The following is a 19,709-nucleotide window of genomic DNA, read 5'->3' as shown; positions in this document are numbered from 1 at the left end:
GAATGTGGCGCGGTCGGGCCGCGCCCTCATTGTTGTGCTTGCCAGTAGATCGCCGGGCGCTGGAGCGTGCTTTGTCGAGGGCGACCTCGGGATACCTGAATCAACCGCGAGTGGTTCGCAAGGCCGCACACAAGAGCCAATTCAGGCCGGGATGTTCATGCAAGACAGGCCATTGGCTCAGAAGTGCATGTCCAACGCCAGCTCGAAGGTGCGCGGCGGCCCCATGTAGTACTGGCTGTTGTAGGCCTGCTTGGCATACACCTCGTCGGTCAGATTACGCACCCGCCCGGTCAGCGTGGTGTGCTCGTCCAGCCGGTAGCGGGCAAACGCGCCGAACAGCGTGTAGGCCGGGGCCTTGAGGCTGTTGGCGTTGTCGGCATACACCGAACCCACGTAGCGCCCGTCCGCGCCCACCGACCACGCCGACGACAGGCTGTAGGTCAGCCACAGGTTGGCGACATTGGCCGGTACGTTGGTTGGTGCATTGCCCTTACGCGAGACCGATACCCCGTTGACGGCCTCGTTGAATTCGTCGTACTGCGCATCGACGTAGGCGTAGTTGGCTTCGGCCAGCAGTTTTGGCGTTACCTGCAGGCGCCCGGACAGCTCCACCCCGCGTGAAGTCTGCTGCCCGGCCTGGACCGTGAGGTTGGCGTCGTTCGAGTCGCGCACGGCAAAGTCCTTGCGCACGATCTGATACAGCGCCAGGGTGGCCGCACCGCGCCCGTCGAGGAAGTCGAACTTGCTGCCCACTTCCCATTGCTCGCCCTTGGACAGGTCGAACAACCCCACATTGGAGTAAGTCGCGGCTGCCAGCGAGCCGGCGGGTAGGTCGGCCGAGGTGCTGTATTGCGCATACAGGCTGGCCGAAGGCGTCAGTGCATAGGTCAGGCCGATACGCCCGGACAGCGGCTCCCAGCGCCGTTCGAAATAGGCCGGCGAGGTGGGCGTCACGGCGCCGTAGTTGGTGACTTCCATGTCCAGGTAGTCGTAGCGCAAGGCGGTCAGCAGGGCCAGGCGCTCGGTGAGTTGCAGGCGGTTTTCGGCAAACACCGCACGGTTGATCACCTCGTGGCGACGTAGTTTGGTCAGGCCGGCATTCACCCCGGGGATGTCATCGAAACTGCCAGGGTTGAAGTGCTCGGCATCGACCACGTCGCTCCAGCTGCCGGAAGTGGGGTAGAGAGTCTGGCGCATGCGTGAGTATTCCAGCCCCAATGACCACTGGCTGGCCAGGCCGAACAGCTGGTTGTCGTGACGCAGCTCGATGCGGTCGCCCAGCAGGTTCTGGTCGTGGCGCTGCAGGTAAGGGCTGCTGCGTCGCACCTGGCCGGTGGGGGTGTAGGCATAGCGTTCAAGGTTGCGGTAGTCGCGTTGGGCGTTGTAGTGGTACAGCGTGTTTTGCACGCTGGTGCTGTCGCTGACCTGGTAGTCGAGGATTGAGCGCAGCCAGCGTACGCGCTGCTCATAGCGGCCGTCAGCGACGTTGTAGTTTTCGAAGCGGCGGCTGTTGTCGATCTTCATCGTGCTGCGCCCCGGCAGGATCGGCGAACCCCAGTAGGGGCTGTCTTCGCGGTCTTCCTGGTACTCCAGCGCCAGGGTGTGGGTGAGGTTGGGGGCCAGGTCGCTGAGCAGCGAAAAGGCCAGGCTGTCGGTGTGCCGTTCGTTGCGGTCGACGTAACCGTTGCCCTGGCCGCGGCTGAAGTCCAGGCGCATGAAATGGCGGGCGTCAGCGGGCTTGCTGGCCAGCGCCTGGTTGATTCCGAACGCCACCTCGCTGTCGTCGAAACTGCCATAGCGGATACGCCCGTCAATGGTCTGCTGGTCGCGGCTGGCGAGTTTGGTGATGTAGTTGATCGAACCGCCCACGGCACCGGCACCATGCAGGAATGAAGACGGCCCGCCAATCAGCTCGACGCGGTCGAGTACCCAGGCGTCCACTGGCCGGGTGGCGCTGCTGTAGCCCAGGTTGATGCCGTTGTACAACTGGGTGACCTGGTTCTGGGTAAAGCCACGGTAGGCCACGAAGCCGCCAAAGCCTGGGTTGGCCGAGGCGTTCACGCCGGTCATGGCGTTGATCACGTCCTGGCTGTCCTTGGCGCCGCGTTCTTCGATCAGGCGGCGGTCCGAGACGCTGACCGAGGCGGGTGTTTCCCGTGCGGTGAGGCCCAGGCGCGAGCCGGTGCGGATCGGTTCGTCCAGTTGCACACCGCTGGCGGCATCGCGTTCGCCGTCGATGGTGGTGGCGCCCAGTTCAACGGGGGCGATTTCGGCGCAGGCGAAGCTGCAGGTGCCCATGAGGAGCACCAGAGAGGTCTTGCGAAGCATGTTTGTGTGTCTTCCACGCAAAGGTCATGGCTGACGGCGAGCGCGCGCGCAGGCGCACCCGGCTGATGTCAGGCGTAATGAGGTATGGCTGCGGGGAAGATGGCGGGGGAGGCGCGGGGATTGAGGGCGGGGCGTTGGTAGCGCGGCGGCGGTTGTGCCCAGCTGCGCACGACGATGGGCGAGGTGGCCACGGCTTGCGTCGCGGTGAACGACCAGCCGCCGCTGCTGAGCGGTACCGCCAGGCCGAACGAGGAACACACCGGGCAGTCTAGCTGGGCCATGTGCTGGTCACCGCCGGCGCCGTCCAGGTCGATGGCCACGCCGTGTTCGCTGTTCACCGAGCAGAAGCCGCCCTCCAGCCCGGCCAGGCGCAGCCCGCCCATCTGGCCATGGTGCAGGCCGCACAGCAGCAGGCTGAACAGGACGCTGGCGTATAGCGTCCAGGCCGTCAGCGTGCGTATGTGTCGGGTGGTTTTCATGGCGAGGAATCTACCATTCGGATGAATGGTCGGGTAGGTCTTTTGCTGCGAGTTTTTGGGGCTGCAAAGCAGCCCCCAAGGTCTGTCAGGCGGCCCGCTCCAGCACATCCAGCAAATCGACAAACTCCATCGCCAGTTTGTGCCGTGGTGCCAGGTGCACCAACGGCACCGACGCCTGGTGCGATTCACGCATCTTGATCGAACTGCTCAGGTAGACCGGCAACACCGGCATGCCTTCGCCGCGCAACTGGTCGACCAGGGTCTGGTGCAGTGCAGTACGCCCGGCGAACTGGTTGACGACCACGCCTTCTACCTGCAACCCCGGGTTGTGGTCCTGGCGCAGTTCCTCGACCTCGGCCATGACACAGTGCAGGGCCTGGCGCGAGAAACTGTCGCAATCGAACGGGATAAGCAGACGCTCGGCCGCCACCAGCGCACTGAAGGTGTAAAAATTCAGCGCTGGCGGGGTGTCGATATAGATCCGTTCGTAGTCCTCGCCCAGTTCCACCAACAGCTTGCGCAGCTTGTTGATCTTGAACTTGCTCTCCAGCTTGCTTTGCAGGTCGCTGAGGTCGGGGCTGGCGGTGACCAGGTGCAGGTTGCTGTAGCGGGTGTCGGTGATTGCCACGCGGTGCTTCTTGCCGGCGGCCGTGACCGGTGACAAGGTCTGGCGGAAGAAGTCGGCGATGCCGGCTGGAATGTCGTCGTTCACCAGGCCGGTCAGGTAGTAGGTGGCATTGGCTTGTGGGTCGAGGTCGACCAGCAATGTCCGGTAGCCTTCCGCGGCACTGGCAGCCGCAAGGTTGCAGGCGATGCTGGATTTGCCGACGCCCCCTTTCTGATTGAAAACCACACGACGCATGAGACGCTCATCCATGAAGTGAAAATGTCAGGTTGAGGTCAATCCTATGACGGGAACACGACATTTTTATGACAGACATTGTTACAACTGCATGTTTCATCTTTGCCGCCTCACAGGTCAGGCGATGACCACCCGATTGCGCCCCTCCTGTTTGGCCCGGTAAAGCGCCCGGTCAGCCTCGCTCAGTGTTTCCACAGGCTCTCCGCCTGCCTCGCCACCCCAGCGCGCCACCCCCAGCGAAATGGTCACCGCCCCCACAGGTTCCAGCGGCGTATCCTGCACGGTAACCCGCAACCGCTCAGCCACCACAGCGGCCACCTCCAGGCTGGCCCCCGGCAGCATCATCAGAAACTCTTCGCCGCCGGTGCGGCACAGCAGGTCCCCTTCGCGGCAACACCGGCGCATCAGCTCGGCCAGCTGGCGCAGCAATTGGTCACCGATCTCGTGCCCATGGCTGTCATTGACCCGCTTGAAATGGTCGATGTCCAGCGCGATGGCCGCAAATGCCCGCCCTTCGGCTTCCAGCAACGACAGGCTAAGTTCCAGGCTGCGGCGGTTGCCCAGGCCGGTCAGCGGGTCGGTCTGGGCATCACGGTCAAGCCTGCCGATGCGTTCTTGCAGCAGGTTCAGCCCGAACAACAGCGCACGCTTGAGCTCGGCCGCCTCGAAGTACCAGGCGGGTACCCGGTGCAAGCGTTCGGCTGTACCGGCACGGTCCATAGAACGGGCGCCGGCGGCCAGTTGCCAGAGTGGTCGGGCAATGGTCAGGGCCAGCCACCACAGCAGCAGGCTGCCCACCAGCGCAAAGGGCGCGGAGGTGCCGATTACGTTGAGAATCAGGTGGCTCAGCGGCGTTACGGTCTGTGCCAGCGGCTGCTGCGCCACCACGCCCCAGGCGGCGCTGGGCACGGTAGCGTACCCGGCCAGCATTTCCACGCCCAGGCTGTTCGTCAGTTGCCGGGTACCGCTGTCCAGTGTTGCCAGTTGGTCGACCAGCGCGTTGCCTTCCACCACGGTGCCTACCCGTTGGCTGTTGGGGTGGTAGAGCAGGCGACGGTTGCGGTCAACCACATAAAGGTACGAGCCGTCCTTGTAGAAGTGCTCGCCCAGCAGGCTGTTGAGGATGTTGCGTTCTCGCAGGTACAGGCTGCCACCCACGTACCCGAGGTAACGGCCGTTGCTGTCGAAAATGGGGTGCGACAACACCACCACCAGGTTGTTGGCCGCCGACAGGTAGGGTGTGGAAACCAGAGGGCGGCGTTCGTGCAGGGCTTCCTGCACACCCGGCGACTGCATGCGGGTGCCGACAAAGTGGCGTAGCGAGGCTGGGGAAATCGCCAGCAGCACGCCGTTGGCATCGATCACGAACGTGGAGTTGAAGGCCATGCTCTGGCCCAGTACACGGTCGGTCTCCACCTGCAGTGCTGCCGCGTCGCTCAACTGGTGGCCCTGCACGCCGGCGCTGAATGAAAGCTGCTGCAAGGCGTTGCCGATGAAGGTCTCGGTGATGGCCGCCAGTTTCGTCGCATACACCCGGTTGGCTTCCAGGGCGTGGTCGATCAGCAGCTGGCGCTGCACGCGGTAGCTGGCGAAATAGCTGGCGCACAGCATGACCAGGGCCGTAAGGGCGCAGAGCACCAGAATGAGTGTTCGTAGATCCAGGCGCAATCCGTGCTTGGCGTGTGGCAATCCTGACCTCGGGCTTTGAAGATAGCTAAGAAATGGGAACAGCCATATGCACTAGCGCGTGAACGGGCGCTGCATTCAGGAGCCTGCCCTGTCTAGCGCATTCAGCTCGTCTTCCACCTGTTGCATGCGTCGCTCGACCAGCGCCTGCACCTTCACATCGCGGGCGGTTTCGCGCATCAGGGCAGTGACCTTTTCGCTCAGGCGCCGGCCGGCTTCGGTGTCTTCCAGCGCGCGGGCCTTGGCCGGGTCCTGGGTGGCATCGACGATGGTGGCGAACTCGGCGTCGCTGAAATTCTGTTCGCTGTAGAGGCGGAACAGGTCCTGGTGCTGGTCCTCGACGGTGAGGTATTTGCGCAGTACGCCCTGGATGGTGGCTTGCGACAGCTGCGGGTGAGTGCGGCCGAGCAGCGTGGCCATGCGCTCGATATTGTGCGTGTAGGCATCCTGCAGCGGTAGCTGGGCGATTATCTGTTGTTCACGGGTGGGCTTCTGGTCGCAGGCGGCAAGGGCGGCAGTCAGCAGCAGGGGCAACAGCAACTTCTGGAAGCGAGGCATGGCGTGGCCTGGTCGGGCAGTGAAGACTGCCGATTATACCGATGTCCGCATGGCCGCGACGAGCCCCGTGATTTGCCTTGACCGGCACGCTGGTGTAGAACCCAGCCCTCCAACCATTGCCAGCAGCCCCATGCCGAACCGGACCCTGCAACCTGTACCGCGCGTCGCCATTGCCGAAGTCGTGGCGTTTGTCGAAAGCGCCCGCCGCGAGCTGTTCCCGATGCTTGTCGCGGCCCCCTTGCCGCACGACCTTGCGCACTTTGCCGAAACCTACCTGGACGGCGCGGGGTGCTTTCTTGAAGCCCGCGATGACGGTCGGCTGGTCGCGGTGATCGGCTATGTGCCCTATGACCATCGTTTTGCCCAGCTTGACTATCACGCCGAGCGGGTAGTGGAGGTGGTACGCCTGTTCGTGCTGCCGGCCTATCGCAGGCAGGGGCTGGCTGGCGCGTTGTTCAGTGCATTGCGCGAGCAGGCGGTGCAGGCGGGTATCGATTGCCTGTACCTGCATACGCATCCGTTTCTCCCGGGTGCGATTGCGTTCTGGGAACGGCATGGGTTTGCGGTGGTGGACGTGGAGCAAGACCCGGTCTGGCAGACCACGCACATGCAGCTGCGGCTGCGGTGATTTGTGGGAAAGCCCCTACAGCGGCCTTTTCGGCGTGATCGACGCGTTCATTTCCAGGACGGCCCGGCTTGATTAACTTCCCTCATGCAAGACTTTTTCACTGCACCGAGGGAGGCTCACGATGCCACACATGGCCCTGTACAAACTTAAACTGCTGGACGAGTTCGAGGACCGCAGTGACCTGTGGACCTTCGGCGATTTCGAGAACAGGTTGATGGACTTGTGGCGTGGCGCGACGCGGCATGATGCCAAAGGCATCATCAATGCGGCGCACAAGGAACGGCGCTGGCCGAGGACGGTGAAGCGCTACCTGCTGACCAACTACCGGGTATTTGGCAATGTCAGTTCGGAGCTTGAGCAGACCTTTGCCGAGGTATTGGCGACGATGAGCGTTCAGGAACGGGTGGAGTGGGGGTTGCTGCCTGCAGGCAGCTCGGTTGCCTGAAAGTTACTGGGGCCGCTATGCGGCCCCCATCCAGGCAACACCGTACCTCAGAAACTACCCGAAAGTGGCCATTCCACCGCCAAGCGAATTTGGTCACCATCCAACTCCGCCTGCGCCGTGTTCCCCCGGTGCATGTTATGCCGCAGCGAGAACGTGGTGCCCTTGGCCTTGCCACTCTGCACCACATACCGCGCCTCCAGGTCGCGTTCCCAATGTTTGCCACCCTTGGCATACCCCAGGTACGCATACCCGCCAGTCGGGTCGACATGTGTGCCGTCGATATCGAACCCCCGCACGTACAGCGCCGTCAGGTTCAACCCTGGCACCCCATAGGCCTCCATGTTCAGGTCATAGCGTGCCTGCCATGACTTTTCGTTGGGTGCGTTGAAGTCCGACATCTGCACCGCGTTCGCAATGAAGATCGCGCCACGCGTCACATAGTCGAACGGCGTGTTGCCGTCTACCTGTTGCCAGCCCAGGCTGAACCCGTGCGGCCCTTGGTTGTAGCGCGATACCAGGCTCCAGGTGGTGTTGTCGATGCGCCCGGACAGCGCCTTGCCGGTGTCGGTGGTGCGGTACAGGTTGAGGTCCAGGCTGACGCTGCGGCGGTTATCCAGCGCATGGCTGAGGGTACTGCCCAGGTAATGCTGGTTCCAGCTGTCCTCGTAGCGCGAGGTGTAGAGGCTGCCGCTGAAGCGGGCGCCCGGGTTCCAGACCACCCCGGCCAGGTCGAAGCTGTTGCGCTGTTTGCCGTTGGAGTAGTTCACCACAAAGCCCTGATCGTGGCTTGTGGCATTGCGGTCGGTGCTCTCGTTGAAGTGCCCGGCCACCAGCTTGAGCGTGTTGAAGTCGTTGCTGGTAAGGAAATAACCGGTGGCGGTTTCGGGTAACAGGCGGCTGTCGGAAGAGCTGAACACCGGGGTCTTGATCCGCTGCTCACCGTAGTACAACACGGTATTGGCCATGCGCAGTTTCAATGCCGCACCTGCGCGGCTGTATTCGTTCTTCGGGTGCCCGTCGTTATCGACCCCCAGCAAGCGCGCCTTGCCCGCACGGCCGCCGCCACTGTCCAGTTGCACGCCCAGGTAGGCGTGGGCATCTACGCCGACACCTATCAGGCCATGAGTAAAGCCAGACTGGAAGGTACCCATCAAACCTTAGGCCCATTCTTCAGCCTTGCCGCTGCGTTCGCTGCGTGGCTTGTAGGTATTTCGTGCGGAACTGTTGCGCCCGCCATGCTTGTAGTCGCGCTGGTCGAACACGCTGCGGTTGAGGATGCTCCAGCTGCCATCCTCGACAAAACCGTTGCTTTGCGACTGTGCGGAGTCGGCCTGGGCGAAGGGCGCCAGCCCCAGCAGTGGCAGCGCCAACAACAACCGGCTCATTGCGCGGCCTCAAGCTTCTGCAACTGGGCAGCAAAGCGGGCCTTGGCCCGCGCCGGCAAGTTGGCGGGCAGTTCGGTCGCCGATGCGTCACCTACCTGAACGACCATCACCATGCCCATCGCCAGGTGCGGAATGCACTGGATGCCGTATATGCCCGGCTCGCTGAAGGTCTGTTCGAACGGCTGGTTCAGCTTGCTCTTGAAGGGCTTGGCCCCGGTGGGCAGCAGGCCTGCCACGCTGGCCGCATTGTGCCCGCTCTGGGTGGGCAGGAAGCGCACGGTGTCGCCGGGCGCGATGCGCAAGTGGTCCGGCTCGTACACCATCGCGCCTTCGCTGCCACGGTTGAGCATTTTCACTTCGTACACGTCGGCCAGCGCGGCCGGGGCGAGCAGGGTGCTGGCAAGCAGCAAGGCGAGAGGGCGCAGCGGCATCGGGTGAACGTCCTGGTTCAGGGGGCGCGAAAGCGCAGGATGCGCGCGCCGTCGAAGGGGTCGGTAAGGTAATGGGCGTGAACGCCAAAGGTGTTCAGCAGGCGCTCGGGGGTGAGCACTTCAAGGGGTTTGCCCAGGGCGACCAGGTGGCCTTTGTCGAGTACGGCCACGCGGTCGCAGGTGAGCGCCTGGTTGAGGTCGTGCAGCGCTACCAGGGTGGTGACCGGCAGGGCCTGAACCTGTTGCAGCAGGCTTAGCTGGTGCTGGATGTCCAGGTGGTTGGTCGGCTCGTCCAGCAAGAGTACTTGCGGCCGTTGCGCCAGGGCGCGGGCGATGTGCACGCGCTGGCGCTCGCCACCGGACAATGTGCCCCAAAGGCGTGTGCGCAGGTGCAGGGCGTCGAGGTCAGCCAGCGCCTGCTCGACGATGACACGGTCTTCTTGTGAGAACGGAGCCAGTGCTGACAGCCAAGGTGTACGGCCCAAGGCCACGGCGTCGAACACACGGATTGCATCGAGGGTGTCGGCCTGTTGTTCGACCAGTGCCAGGGCCTGCGCCACACGGCGGCGGGGCAGCTGTGCCAGCGGTTCGCCCAGCAGTTGCACGCTGCCGCTGGCCGGCTTGCGCAGCCCGGCCAGCAACTTGAGCAGCGAAGACTTGCCTGAGCCGTTGGGGCCGACAATGCCCAGCGTTTCACCCGCGACAACGCTCAGATCGATACCGCTGAGCACGGTATTGCCGGCCAGTTGCAACCCCAGGCCCTGGCAACTCAGGGGCGAAACCTGTACAGCGGTCATGACGGTCATGAGCGCCCCCGGCGGCTAACCAGAATCAGCGCGAAGACCGGTGCCCCGATCAGCGCGGTGACCACTCCCACAGGGATCACCTGGCCTGCAATCAAGGTGCGCGAAAGCACGTCGGCGGCAATCAGGAACAGCGCGCCGCCCAGTGCGCTGGCGGGCAGCAGGCGGCTGTGCCCGGGGCCGAGCAGCAGGCGCAGGGCATGGGGAATCACCAGCCCGACAAAACCGATGGCACCGACGATGGACACCATCACCGCCGTCACCAGCGCCGCGCAACTGATTAGTAGTAGCTGGGTGCGCCGCACCGGGATGCCCAGCGAAGCAGCCGAATCGGCGCCGAAGGTAAAAGCATCCAGCGCGCGGCGGTGCAACAGGCACACCACCAGGCCGAACAGTGCCACCGGCACCGCCAGCCACACCGATGGCCAACGTACCCCGCTGAGGTTGCCCATCAGCCAGAAGAGGATGCCGCGTGCCTGTTCGGCAGTGGCCGACTTGGTGATCAGAAAGGCGGTCAGCGCGTTGAACAGTTGCGAGCCGGCAATGCCGGCAAGGATGACCTGGGCGTTGTTGTTGCCGGGGCCGGCCGCGCGGGCCAGTACCAGAACAAGGGTGAATGCGGCCAGTGCGCCGATGAACGCCCCGGCGGACATGCTCAATGCCAGGCCACCCAGCCCCAGCAGGCCGACCAGCACCGCGCCGGTCGAGGCGCCGGCAGACAGCCCCAGCAGATAAGGCTCGGCCAAGGGGTTGCGCAACAGCGCCTGGAGGATCACGCCACACGTCGCCAGGCCGGCACCGCAAGCAGCGGCGACCAGGGTGCGGGTAAGGCGGTAGTTCCAGACGATGCCGGCGTCGATCGGGTCGACCGGGTAGCCGGCCTGCCACAGGTGGTTGGCCAGCACCTGGCCAACCACACGGGGCGACAGGTTGGTTTCACCCATGGCGGTGCCGGCCAGCAAGGCGGCCAGCAGGGCTGCGAGGGCGACCGCGATGCAAGGTAACAGGCGAATCATCACTGGGCCGCTTTACCGCTGGCAAAGGCGGCAGACAACGTCTGCAGGCCGCTGAACAGGCGGATGCCGGCCTGCATGGCGTCGGCGTCGAGGATGATGATGCGGTCATGCTTCACCGCGTCCATGTTGCGGGTAACCGGGTCGCTACGCAGGAATTCGAGCTTTTTCTGGTAGTCGTCGGCGGGGAAGCGGCGACGGTCCATGCGCGCGATGATCAGCCAGGTGGGGTTGGCCTTGGCCAAGGTTTCCCAGCCTACGGTGGGCCATTCCTCCGTGGACTCGACCACGTTGCGCACGCCCAGGGTGCGCAGCATGAAGTCGGCGACGCCCTGGCGGCCGGCCACGTACGGGTCGATGTCGAGGTCGGCGCTGGAGAACCAGAACAGTGCCGAGGTGGCGGACAGGTCCTTGCCCGCCAGGTGTGCCTTGGCGCTGTCCAGGCGGCCTTTAAGCTCGGCATTCAGGTCAGTGCCGCGGTCTTGCACATCGAAGATCTCGGCCAGCTGGCTGACGCTCTTGTAGATGCTGCCTACCTGGAACGCTTGCAGGCGAGTACCGTCGGCGCCGACCAGGTTGTCCTTGCCTTCGCAGTCCGACGGCAGCAGGTAGGTGGGTATCTTCAGTTCGTCGAACTGTTCGCGGGTGCCGACTACGCCCTGGGCGCCGACCATCCATTCGAACTGTACCGCGACCAGTTGCGGGCGCTTGCCCACTACCGCCTCGAAGCTTGGGTCGTTGTCGGCCAGGCGCGGCACCTTGTCGTTCTGCGCCTTGTATTCGGGCAGTACGTTGTTGAACCACAACGAGGTGCCAGCCAGTTTGTCACCCAGGCCCAGTGCGTAGAGCATTTCAGTGCCGGCCTGGCCGATGGTGACGGCGCGTTGCGGCGCTTGGGCGAACGTCTGCGGCCTGCCGCAATTCTCGACGGTAAGCGGGTAATGGGTGGCGGCGGCCTGGGCCAGGCCAGTCAGGCCGAGGCCGGCGAGCAGGGTGGCGAAACGGGGCAGCATGCTGGGCGATCTCCTATCGGACAGTTCGGGTGAGGAACGCACGGACAGGCATCGCCGCGCCCCGCCGTTGGCAGGGGCAACACAGATGGCCAATCCCGGACACCCCGCCGGTTGGTATAAGTAGGCCGGCAGGTCTCCTGACTGGTGCGTCATGGCCCGGCTCCAGCCTTCCCGGGCTATTACGCCCAGTGGCATCGATGGAGCAGGCTCGGCACCTACAGTTGCGGGGGCAGTTCCGTTTGGCCCGTGTTGGCGGGCCTGGGATTCCCTATTAATTCCGTGGTGGAAACCGGCGGCCCGCATCTTAGACGCCTTCGGCTTCAAGCTTCAAGCTTCAAGCAGAAGCGAGCAGGCGTACGCTGCCACCTCTTGCAGCTTGCAACTTGCAGCTAGAAATACTTCAGCCAGGTGATGTCACGACGGCGCGCTTTCAGGCGGGCGAACTTGCGCACCGGCAGGTACAGCGACGCGGCCAGCAGGACGGCACCCAGCCACACGGCGGCGATGCCATCGAAACCGAAATAGTCGCCATGGTTGAGGCCGAACAGCGCCACGCTGGCCAGGTACAGCAGCTTCAGCACGTACAGGTGCAGCAGGTAGAAGAACATCGGCGCAGCACCAAACACCGCCAGCACGCTGATCCAGCGGGCCTGGCCGGCGCGCTCGAAGGCGCGCAGCAACAGCAGGCCGCAGCCCAGGGTCAGTGCCAGGAACAGCAGTGACGGCGGGTATTTGGTGATGTTGAAGAAGCTCATCAGGGTTTGCGTGAAGGTTGGGTAGCCGCTCCAGGGCGCCTCGCCATAGCCGTTGAACATTCGCAACACGACAAAGCCCAGCAACGCGACCAGCCCGGCCAGCAGCAGGCGGTGCTGACGTTCGCCGGCCTCGCTGCCACGGGCGAACCACGGGCCCAGGCCGTAGCCCAGGGCGATGACGCCGATCCACGGCAGCACCGGGTAGGACGTGCGCAGGCGCAGGGTATCGGAAAACGCCAGCCAGCCACGGTCATGCAGGATCGCCCACGGTACATGCAAGGCCGATTCCACGCCGAAGTGCAGGCCGTCGAGCAGGTTATGGCCGGCGACGATGACTGCGCCCAGGGTCAGCAGGGCGGCGCGTGGCAGCCATACCAGCAGCGACAGGGCGATCATGCTGATGCCAATCGCCCAGATGACTTGCAGGTAGATGACGCTGGGCGGCAGCTGAAAGGTCCAGGCGAAGTTGACCAGCGTAAACTCCAGCGCCACCAGAAACAGACCGCGTTTGAACAGGAACGCCGACACATCGCCACGGCCCTGATGCTTTTCGCCGTACAGCCAGGCCGAAAGGCCGGTCAGCAGGACAAACACTGGCGCGCAGAGGTGGGCCAGCGTGCGACTGATGAAGAGCGACGGCTCGGTGGTGTCGATGGCCATCGGGTCGCTGACCTGACGGTGCAGGAGGAAGGTTTCGCGGACGTGGTCCAGGAGCATGAACAGGATCACCAGGCCGCGCAGGGCGTCGATGCTCTGCAGGCGCTGGGTGAGCAGGGTGGGGGTGGCGCTGGCGCTTGTCATGGAGGGTCGCTGATAGGAATGAATGTCATGTGAAACGTTATCTTATAACTAATTGGTTAGAGGTTGGTAGAGGGTTTTGTGTTACCTGTGCCGGCCTATTTGCGGGCTTGCCCGCTCCCACAGGTACACCACAGTTTTCAATGTTTGTGATATCCCTGTGGGAGCGGGCGAGCCCGCGAAGAGGCCGGTACAGGCAACCTGAATCAGAAGCTGTAATCCACCGTCGCAAAGTACGATCGTGGCATCCCCATCAACCACTGCTGCCCACTGAACGCCGACTGCACATACTCACGATCAAACAGGTTGTTCAACTGCAACCCCAGCCGCACGTCCGGTAGCACTTGCCAGGCAACACTGGCATCGACCACGGTGTACCCAGGCGCGCTCTGGGTATTGGCAGTATTGGCAAAGCGCTCATCCACATAACGCGCACCAATGCCGGCCTCCACCTGCTGCCCGAAGCCTTTGCTCAGCCACAGGTTGGCAGTCCGCCGTGGCACATTGGCCGGGCGATTGCCCGCACGGTCCTGCGCTGCACCACCGACCATTTCGTCAAAGTCATCATACTTGGCGCGCACCAGCGATGCGTTCGCCGACACCTGCCACTGATGCGCCAGCGCCAGTTCCAGGGTTGCTTCCAGGCCATCAGACGTCTGCTGCCCGGCCTGCTGCCTCTCGTGGGTGATCGGGTCGTCAACCAGCAGCTTCTTCTTGACGATGTGGTAGGCCGCCAACGTCCATTCACCGCGACCGTCCCAGAAGCGTTGCTTCAGGCCCACCTCGGTCTGCTTCGCCTCGGTCAGGTCATAGTGCATCTGGGCCGGGCTGAGGCTGATGAGGTTGTTCACCCCATCCTCACTGGTGGAGTACTGGCCGTACAGCGATAGGTCGTCGGTAAACGCATACACCAGGCCGACGCGCCAGTTGCCGCCTTGCAGGCTGTGGTCGCTGCGGCTGCCATCGACCAGGTTGTCGCGGTCGATGTGGTTCTGGTCGCGGCGCACGCCCGTGACCAACGACAACCGATCACTCAGCTGCAGGCGGTTCTCGGCGAACAAGGCGAAGGTGTGGGTGGTGGACAAGGTTTGCGGGCGCAGGGGCGAGGCGCTGTGGAACCACCCAGGTTGCGGCTGCCATGGGTCGATGTAGTCGCCGCCCACGTCGTTGTAGGGGGCATTGCTGTCGACGTTGAAACGCACCTTGTTGTACTCGGCGCCCACCACGGTCTTGCTGGCCAGGCCGAACAGGGTGTGGTCGAAGGTAAAGGTCTGGCGGTCGCCGAACTGCTCCTGGTTGTGCTTGATCTCAAGGTAGCTGCCGCGTTGCAACTCCTGGCGCTCGGCGTCCCAGCTGTAGTCTTCGGCGTTGCGCCAGTGGCGGCGGCTCTTGATGTAGTACAGCTGGTTGCTGGCGCTGAGGTGGTCGTTCAGCGTCCAGTCGGTGTTCAGCCGGGTCCATTCATCGACGTAGTGCTGCACGTCGTTCTGCACGTTGTAGTTTTTTTTGCGCAGGCTGCTGCGGTAGTGGCCATCGATCAGTGGCGTGCCGTAGTAGTTGGCTGGCTCCGCATCGCCACGGTCGTGGGCAAGGGTGAAACTGAGGTCGTCGCTGGCGTCGAAACGCAGCGCGGCGCTCAGGGCCAGGCTGCGCGAAGGGGTGCGGTCGACCCAGCCATTGCCCCCTTGCTGGTTCAGGGTCAGGCGGTAGCTCAGGCGTTCGCTGAGGCTGCCACCGCTGTCCAGGCCGAGCTGTTGGCGGTCCCACGAACCGTACCCCAGGCGCAGGTGGTTACGCACTTCGCCGGCAAACGGCTTTTTCGGGATCACGTTGACCACCGCACCGGTGGCGCCCTCGCCATGCAGCACCGAAGCCGGGCCGCGAATCACGTCGATGCGCTCGACCATCCACGGGTCGACAGGGAAGGTCTGGGTGCCGGCGCCGGTGTACAGACGTGCGCCGTCGAACAGGGTCATCACCGAGCTGTGCCCGGCAAAGCCGCGAGCAGAAAGGCCCGTGCCGCCGTCGCCCGGGGAGCCGACAAAGGTGATGCCCGGCGAACGGGTCACGGCGTCCTGCACCGTGAGGTTGTTGCGCTGCTGGATCTGCTCGGTGCTGATGCTACTGGTGCTGGCCGGCGTCTCCAGGGCGTTGAGGCCAAGGCGCGAGCCGGCCTGGGTCGGCGTGACCAGGTCGATAGCGTGGCTGTCGAGGGTGTCGGTGATGGCCGTGGAGGGCAGGGCCAGGGGCTGTCGGCCTTGGTCATCGGCCAGGGCTGGCAGGGCGACGGCCAGGCAGGCCGCCAGGGGATGAAGCTTGAACATACGGGACATGTCGTTCCACTGCTGCAGGAATGAATGGATCCCGGTGGAAAACACGCAAAGGCGCACCGTGCAGGCAGGCGCGCGCACGGATACCGGCCTGCGCCCGCCCACCGCGGGTTGCCAAGTGAAGCTCCAGGCCGGTCTCCGGGCTTGCGAGGGGCATGAAACCTTCACCTTCCCATGCTCATGCACAGTGGTATGTCGAAGGGTTCGCTCGCTTACCGTTGCGGGGGCAGCGCCGGACTTGTCGTGGTCGATACGACGCACCGGCTTCCCGTTTCACCCTGCACGCGGCGGTACAGGGCACCTGAAACTGGCGCGCATCTGACCATTGAAACGCCGGGGCGTCAAATGCGCGGTGTGGGTGAGCGCGGTTGGCCGATCAGCGCCCGCGCCGGCGCGACACCCGCGCTTCGATATTCTTGCGCCCGATCAGCAATGGCGGCTTCTCCACCACCGGCTCGTCCGCCAGCCATTTGTACATCACCAGGCAGTCCACCAGCCCCAGGCGGGCATGGCGATAAGCCTTGGGCAAGCGGCCAACGGTCTCGAAGCCCAGTTTGCGCCACAGCGCCACGGCCACTTCATTGCTGGCCACCACCGAGTTGAACTGCAGGGCCAGAAAGCCCTCCTGACGTGCCAGCTTCTGCGAGTGCTCGCACATCAGGCGCGCCACGCCACGGCCACGCGCCTGTTCGCAGACCATGTAGCCGCAATTGCCCACATGCGCACCAGGCCCGGCAGCATTGGCCTTGAGGTAATACGAACCCAGCAGCTCGCCATCTTCTTCGGCCAGCAGCGTGTGCAAGGGCAGTTCCAGCCACAACTGGCGGGCTTGTTCGAAGCTTAGGGCGGGGTCGAAGGCATAGGTTTCACGGGCCTGGACAATGGCCTGGAAGGTGGGCCAGAAACGATCGAAATCGTCGAGCGTCATGGGGCGAATGTGGATCATGCGGGTTCCTGCGCGGGCTAAGCCGCCCAGTCTGGATCGCGCGGCGCCGTCGCGCAAGGGCGGCGGCGCCGTTTGTGCTCAGCCGTTGGCCTTGCCCACAGCATCCATGGCCCGCGCCGAGTAGACCAGCGCGGCACCGGCATTCATGGCCACGGCCACGCCGAGGGCCTCGGCAATTTCCTCGCGGCTGGCGCCATGCTTGACCGCCTGCTGCGAATGCACGGCGATGCAGCCGTCGCAGCGGGTGGTCACAGCCACCGCCAGAGAGATCAGCTCGCGGGTCTTGGCGTCCAGGTGGTTGGTCTTGGCCCCCGCACCGCTGGCGGTCATGTAGCCGGCCACGGTGTCGGGGGAGAGTTGCTTGAGATCGCCGATGCCGGCCATCAACTGCTTACGGTAGGCGTCCCAGTCCATCATGCTCATCGTCTTCACCTTGGGGTGGTTGCGAGTGGAGCTTTCAGGCTAGTCGAAGTGTGGCAAGTGTGAGGCTTGTACTTTGGTGGGTGTACGCAGGCCGATGGTAGAAGGGCCTGCATAAACCGGTCAGATGTAGATGAACACCAGCACCAACGCCGCGACCACGGCCCATTTTTCCAGGTAGTAACGCATGCGGTTGCGCTTCTTCAGTGCCTTGCCACGCTCGCGGATCTTGTAGATGCGGGTGAACAGCCGGTTGATACCACCGGTCTTGTCGCCGTCACCGTTGGGCGCGGCGGCGGCGGCCATGACGTTGCGGCTGAACCAGCGGTTGAACGCCGTTGCCCAGCGGTACTTGAGCGGGCGCTCGACGTCACAGAACAGGATGATGCGGTTGTGTTCGGTGGTATTGGCCGCGTAGTGAATGTAGGTTTCGTCGAAGATCACCCCCTCACCGTCGCGCCACGAGTACTTCTCGCCGTCCACGTCGATGTAGCAACCGTCGTCGTTTGGCGTATCCAGGCCCAGGTGATAGCGGTACGAGCCGGCATACGGGTCACGGTGGCGCACCAGCTTGGCGCCCGGCGGCAGGGTGGCGAACATGGCGGCCTTGACGGTGCCGATGCCTTGCAGCAGCTCGGTGGTACGTGGGCACAGGGCCATTGCCGACGGGTGGCTTTCGCCGTACCACTTCAGGTAAAAGCGCTTCCAGCCGGTCTTGAAGAACGAGTTGAAACCGACGTCATCGTAATTGTCGGACTTCTTGATTTCGCCCACATGCAGCAACTGGCGCCCTTCCTCGCGGATTTCCTGCCAGTGGTCCTGCAGCGGCTTGAGTTCGGGGAAGGCCTCGACCGGCAGGTAAGGCTTGGCCGGCAGCTTGGAAAACAGGTACAGGAAGCTGTTGACCGGGGCCAGGAAGCTGGAATGGTCGCCCAGCTGGCGGGTCAGCTTGTGACGAACCCGACCGCGAAGGTGAACATAGGCGATCGAGAGGACGAAGATAAGTACGAGTGCAATTTTCATGGACGTTTACTTGTCGAAAAATGGCCATGCGCCATGGCATAAGCCAGCCAGCATAAACAATCATGGGGGCAGTTTGTACTTATTGTTACGAAACGACGGGGCGACATTGGTGTAATGCCCTACAGTCTTGCGCAAACGTTTCATGTTCGGGAGTTTGTATGGTTCAGGATGCACGACCCAGCGGTAGCCCCTTCAAACGGCTGTTTTTCGCCCTGCCGGTCAGCGATGTACAGCGCCGTGCCCTGGCGCAGTGGCGCCGGGGTTTGAACCTGCGCAGCGGCAAACCGGTGTCGGCGGCCAACTTTCATGTCACGTTGCTGTTTCTTGGTGACGTGGATGCCGCGCAGGTGCCTGCGATCTGTGCGGCGGTCGATCAACTGGCGCTGCCGACTGCGCCGCCACGGCTGTTGCTCGACCGTTTGCAGGTGTGGCAGCGGGCCAGCGCTTTGGTGCTGGAGGCACAGCAGACACCGCCGGCCCTGTTGCAACTGGTGTACGGGTTGCAGCAGGCGTTGCTGCCGTTGGGGGTGGAGGCCGCCAGCCGTGAATATCGCCCGCACTTGACGCTGTCCAGGGATTACCGTGGGCAACCGCCCGAAGCCTGCAGCGCGCCGGAGTTCTACCTCTCGGCACGCCACTTCACGCTATACGAGTCGCGTAAGGGATCTTACTGGCCATTGGAACAGTGGCCGCTTTCGAGTTGACGCTGGGCAAAGCTGCGCGCAAGCCCGCAATCAATGCCATGGCTCTAAACGCGGTGATGGTCTGCTACACCGGCAAGCTCTGATACGGCGACTCATCCCCCGGGCTGCGTTCAAACTGGCGCTTGTACTCGCGGCTGAACTGCGAGGTGCTCTGGTAGCCCACCCGGTGCGCAGCTTGTGCCACCCCCAGGCCTTCACCGATCAGCATCTGCTGCGCCTTTAACAACCGCAGGCGTTTGAGGTACTGCATCGGTGCCATGTCGGTGCAGCGCTTGAAGTGTTCGTGGAAGGTCGAAACGCTCATGTTTGCCCGCGCAGCCAGTGCCTCCACGCTCAGCGGCTCGCTGTAGTGCGCGCGCAGGTGGGCGAGGGCGGCGCCGATGCGGGCGAAGTGCCCCTGTTGCTCCACCAGTGCCCGCAACACACCGGCCTGTGGGCCGCGCAGGGCGGTGTACAGCACTTCGCGTACGCGCGCCGGGCCCAGCACTTTGGCATCCAGCGGGTCCTGCAGGCAGTGCAGCAGCCGCTCCACACTGTCGCGCATCGGCGCATCCAGCGCTGCCGAAGTCATTGATTGCGGGGTTTGTGCCTGCACTGCAGCGTCCGGTGCCAGGTCCATGCTTTGCACCAGTTCACTCAGCACGCCACGGTCGATGTCTACCGCCACGCCCAGCAAGGGCGCTTCACGTGTGGCGAAGGTTTCACACATGAACGGGACCGACAACGCCTGCACCAGGTAATGCCCGGCGCCATATTCCAGGGTACGCGGCCCCAGGCGCGCCAGCTTGCTGCCCTGGGCCAGGATCATCAGGCTGGGCTCGTAGATCTGAGGGCTGCTGGCCACATAGTGGTCCCAGCTCAGCACCTGTACCTGGGGCAGGTGCGTGGGGACGAAGCCAGGGCGCGTGGCGAGGCTGCGGATCAGCGCGCAGAGCGGCGCGTTGGCGTCGACGTGGCGGGTCAGTTGCATGGTGAACCAGGGGCAGAGAATCGGACAGCCTAATCATCGCAGATTGAAGGTGTAGCGCCAGATGCTGGGGGGAATCTTCGGAGAATCAGGCATGCATGCCGGAGAATCAGCCGTGTGCGAGGCAGCAAACGG

18 protein-coding genes, 1 pseudogene and 2 riboswitches are annotated in these 19,709 nt (G+C 63.8%); of the genes and pseudogenes, 3 read left to right on the top strand and 16 right to left on the bottom strand.

All coding sequences use genetic code 11. The features are described 5' to 3' along the window. Positions 1 to 177: 177 nt before the first annotated feature. The 5 genes from ACF8R4_RS13320 to ACF8R4_RS13300 form a co-directional block, all read right to left on the bottom strand. Positions 178 to 2,328 (bottom strand): TonB-dependent siderophore receptor, encoded by a 2,151-nt coding sequence (locus ACF8R4_RS13320; protein WP_200929315.1) that lies wholly within the window; start codon positions 2,326 to 2,328, stop codon positions 178 to 180. A 68-nt stretch (positions 2,329 to 2,396) separates the two neighbouring features. Continuing rightward, complete coding sequence (locus ACF8R4_RS13315) at positions 2,397 to 2,807, bottom strand: DUF2946 family protein (protein WP_164524376.1); 411 nt, start codon at positions 2,805 to 2,807, stop codon at positions 2,397 to 2,399. Positions 2,808 to 2,892: 85 nt separating this feature from the next. Next, positions 2,893 to 3,669, bottom strand: coding sequence for a ParA family protein (locus ACF8R4_RS13310; protein ID WP_392492668.1), 777 nt, complete (start codon positions 3,667 to 3,669; stop codon positions 2,893 to 2,895). Between the two features lie 117 nt (positions 3,670 to 3,786). Further along, positions 3,787 to 5,358, bottom strand: coding sequence for a sensor domain-containing diguanylate cyclase (locus ACF8R4_RS13305; protein ID WP_060498235.1), 1,572 nt, complete (start codon positions 5,356 to 5,358; stop codon positions 3,787 to 3,789). A 75-nt stretch (positions 5,359 to 5,433) separates the two neighbouring features. Beyond that, positions 5,434 to 5,913 (bottom strand): hypothetical protein, encoded by a 480-nt coding sequence (locus ACF8R4_RS13300; RefSeq protein ID WP_104835122.1) that lies wholly within the window; start codon positions 5,911 to 5,913, stop codon positions 5,434 to 5,436. 130 nt (positions 5,914 to 6,043) lie between these two features. Here ACF8R4_RS13300 and ACF8R4_RS13295 point away from each other — a divergent pair, with 130 nt between their 5' ends. Both ACF8R4_RS13295 and ACF8R4_RS13290 read left to right on the top strand, forming a co-directional pair. Then, positions 6,044 to 6,541, top strand: a complete 498-nt coding sequence (locus ACF8R4_RS13295; protein WP_104835472.1) for a GNAT family N-acetyltransferase — start codon at positions 6,044 to 6,046, stop codon at positions 6,539 to 6,541. Between the two features lie 121 nt (positions 6,542 to 6,662). Next, positions 6,663 to 6,986 carry a hypothetical protein gene (locus tag ACF8R4_RS13290; protein ID WP_060498232.1) on the top strand — a complete coding sequence of 108 codons (324 nt, stop codon included), beginning with the start codon at positions 6,663 to 6,665 and terminating at the stop codon, positions 6,984 to 6,986. A gap of 47 nt (positions 6,987 to 7,033) precedes the next feature. Here ACF8R4_RS13290 and ACF8R4_RS13285 read toward each other — a convergent pair. The 10 genes and pseudogenes from ACF8R4_RS13285 to lpxO all read right to left on the bottom strand — a co-directional run bounded on the left by ACF8R4_RS13285 (position 7,034) and on the right by lpxO (position 17,903). Next, a pseudogene (locus ACF8R4_RS13285) lies at positions 7,034 to 8,371 on the bottom strand (OprD family porin). Then, positions 8,368 to 8,802 (bottom strand): pseudoazurin, encoded by a 435-nt coding sequence (locus ACF8R4_RS13280; protein ID WP_060498231.1) that lies wholly within the window; start codon positions 8,800 to 8,802, stop codon positions 8,368 to 8,370. The pseudogene ACF8R4_RS13285 and the gene ACF8R4_RS13280 overlap by 4 nt, the downstream one beginning before the upstream one ends. Positions 8,803 to 8,819: 17 nt before the next feature. Continuing rightward, positions 8,820 to 9,608: an ABC transporter ATP-binding protein gene (locus ACF8R4_RS13275; RefSeq protein ID WP_392492666.1), complete on the bottom strand. Its 789-nt coding sequence runs from the start codon at positions 9,606 to 9,608 to the stop codon at positions 8,820 to 8,822. Continuing rightward, entirely contained in the window at positions 9,605 to 10,621 is a 1,017-nt protein-coding gene (locus ACF8R4_RS13270) for an iron ABC transporter permease (RefSeq protein WP_164524379.1), read from the bottom strand. Before ACF8R4_RS13270 ends, ACF8R4_RS13275 begins: the two co-directional genes overlap by 4 nt. Further along, entirely contained in the window at positions 10,621 to 11,631 is a 1,011-nt protein-coding gene (locus tag ACF8R4_RS13265) for an ABC transporter substrate-binding protein (protein ID WP_060498228.1), read from the bottom strand. Before ACF8R4_RS13265 ends, ACF8R4_RS13270 begins: the two co-directional genes overlap by 1 nt. Before the next feature lie 109 nt (positions 11,632 to 11,740). Beyond that, positions 11,741 to 11,940, bottom strand: a riboswitch (cobalamin riboswitch). Positions 11,941 to 12,020: 80 nt separating this feature from the next. Beyond that, on the bottom strand, positions 12,021 to 13,187 hold the full coding sequence (locus ACF8R4_RS13260; protein ID WP_164524380.1) for a DUF1624 domain-containing protein: 1,167 nt from the start codon (positions 13,185 to 13,187) through the stop codon (positions 12,021 to 12,023). A 203-nt stretch (positions 13,188 to 13,390) separates the two neighbouring features. Beyond that, positions 13,391 to 15,517 carry a TonB-dependent siderophore receptor gene (locus tag ACF8R4_RS13255; RefSeq protein ID WP_156868029.1) on the bottom strand — a complete coding sequence of 709 codons (2,127 nt, stop codon included), beginning with the start codon at positions 15,515 to 15,517 and terminating at the stop codon, positions 13,391 to 13,393. A gap of 108 nt (positions 15,518 to 15,625) precedes the next feature. Then, positions 15,626 to 15,834: riboswitch (cobalamin riboswitch) on the bottom strand. Positions 15,835 to 15,890: 56 nt separating this feature from the next. After that, positions 15,891 to 16,460 carry a GNAT family N-acetyltransferase gene (locus tag ACF8R4_RS13250; RefSeq protein WP_060498226.1) on the bottom strand — a complete coding sequence of 190 codons (570 nt, stop codon included), beginning with the start codon at positions 16,458 to 16,460 and terminating at the stop codon, positions 15,891 to 15,893. Positions 16,461 to 16,538: 78 nt separating this feature from the next. After that, entirely contained in the window at positions 16,539 to 16,883 is a 345-nt protein-coding gene (locus ACF8R4_RS13245; RefSeq protein ID WP_013973174.1) for a carboxymuconolactone decarboxylase family protein, read from the bottom strand. A 120-nt stretch (positions 16,884 to 17,003) separates the two neighbouring features. Next, entirely contained in the window at positions 17,004 to 17,903 is a 900-nt protein-coding gene (lpxO, locus tag ACF8R4_RS13240) for a lipid A hydroxylase LpxO (RefSeq protein ID WP_060498225.1), read from the bottom strand. A gap of 158 nt (positions 17,904 to 18,061) precedes the next feature. On the opposite strand from lpxO, the gene thpR reads away from it, so the two are divergent. Then, positions 18,062 to 18,607: an RNA 2',3'-cyclic phosphodiesterase gene (gene thpR, locus ACF8R4_RS13235; RefSeq protein WP_060498224.1), complete on the top strand. Its 546-nt coding sequence runs from the start codon at positions 18,062 to 18,064 to the stop codon at positions 18,605 to 18,607. A gap of 64 nt (positions 18,608 to 18,671) precedes the next feature. Here thpR and ACF8R4_RS13230 read toward each other — a convergent pair whose 3' ends face one another. After that, positions 18,672 to 19,577, bottom strand: a complete 906-nt coding sequence (locus tag ACF8R4_RS13230) for an AraC family transcriptional regulator (protein ID WP_060498223.1) — start codon at positions 19,575 to 19,577, stop codon at positions 18,672 to 18,674. Between the last annotated feature and the right edge of the window lie 132 nt (positions 19,578 to 19,709).

Origin of the sequence: Pseudomonas sp. FYR_2 (assembly GCF_043106425.1) — a bacterium.
GTDB classification, from domain to species: domain Bacteria; phylum Pseudomonadota; class Gammaproteobacteria; order Pseudomonadales; family Pseudomonadaceae; genus Aquipseudomonas; species Aquipseudomonas monteilii.
This window is presented reverse-complemented; position numbering and strand designations above follow the sequence as displayed.

Coding starts and splice junctions, on each gene's coding strand:
- ACF8R4_RS13255 (WP_156868029.1), bottom strand. CDS start 15,517: ATGTCCCGTATGTTCAAGCTTCATCCCCTGGCGGCCTGCCTGGCCGTC.
- ACF8R4_RS13250 (WP_060498226.1), bottom strand. CDS start 16,460: ATGATCCACATTCGCCCCATGACGCTCGACGATTTCGATCGTTTCTGG.
- lpxO (WP_060498225.1), bottom strand. CDS start 17,903: ATGAAAATTGCACTCGTACTTATCTTCGTCCTCTCGATCGCCTATGTT.
- ACF8R4_RS13320 (WP_200929315.1), bottom strand. CDS start 2,328: ATGCTTCGCAAGACCTCTCTGGTGCTCCTCATGGGCACCTGCAGCTTC.
- ACF8R4_RS13260 (WP_164524380.1), bottom strand. CDS start 13,187: ATGACAAGCGCCAGCGCCACCCCCACCCTGCTCACCCAGCGCCTGCAG.
- ACF8R4_RS13315 (WP_164524376.1), bottom strand. CDS start 2,807: ATGAAAACCACCCGACACATACGCACGCTGACGGCCTGGACGCTATAC.
- ACF8R4_RS13310 (WP_392492668.1), bottom strand. CDS start 3,669: ATGCGTCGTGTGGTTTTCAATCAGAAAGGGGGCGTCGGCAAATCCAGC.
- thpR (WP_060498224.1), top strand. CDS start 18,062: ATGGTTCAGGATGCACGACCCAGCGGTAGCCCCTTCAAACGGCTGTTT.
- ACF8R4_RS13265 (WP_060498228.1), bottom strand. CDS start 11,631: ATGCTGCCCCGTTTCGCCACCCTGCTCGCCGGCCTCGGCCTGACTGGC.
- ACF8R4_RS13280 (WP_060498231.1), bottom strand. CDS start 8,802: ATGCCGCTGCGCCCTCTCGCCTTGCTGCTTGCCAGCACCCTGCTCGCC.
- ACF8R4_RS13275 (WP_392492666.1), bottom strand. CDS start 9,608: ATGACCGTCATGACCGCTGTACAGGTTTCGCCCCTGAGTTGCCAGGGC.
- ACF8R4_RS13300 (WP_104835122.1), bottom strand. CDS start 5,913: ATGCCTCGCTTCCAGAAGTTGCTGTTGCCCCTGCTGCTGACTGCCGCC.
- ACF8R4_RS13290 (WP_060498232.1), top strand. CDS start 6,663: ATGCCACACATGGCCCTGTACAAACTTAAACTGCTGGACGAGTTCGAG.
- ACF8R4_RS13270 (WP_164524379.1), bottom strand. CDS start 10,621: ATGATTCGCCTGTTACCTTGCATCGCGGTCGCCCTCGCAGCCCTGCTG.
- ACF8R4_RS13230 (WP_060498223.1), bottom strand. CDS start 19,577: ATGCAACTGACCCGCCACGTCGACGCCAACGCGCCGCTCTGCGCGCTG.
- ACF8R4_RS13295 (WP_104835472.1), top strand. CDS start 6,044: ATGCCGAACCGGACCCTGCAACCTGTACCGCGCGTCGCCATTGCCGAA.
- ACF8R4_RS13245 (WP_013973174.1), bottom strand. CDS start 16,883: ATGAGCATGATGGACTGGGACGCCTACCGTAAGCAGTTGATGGCCGGC.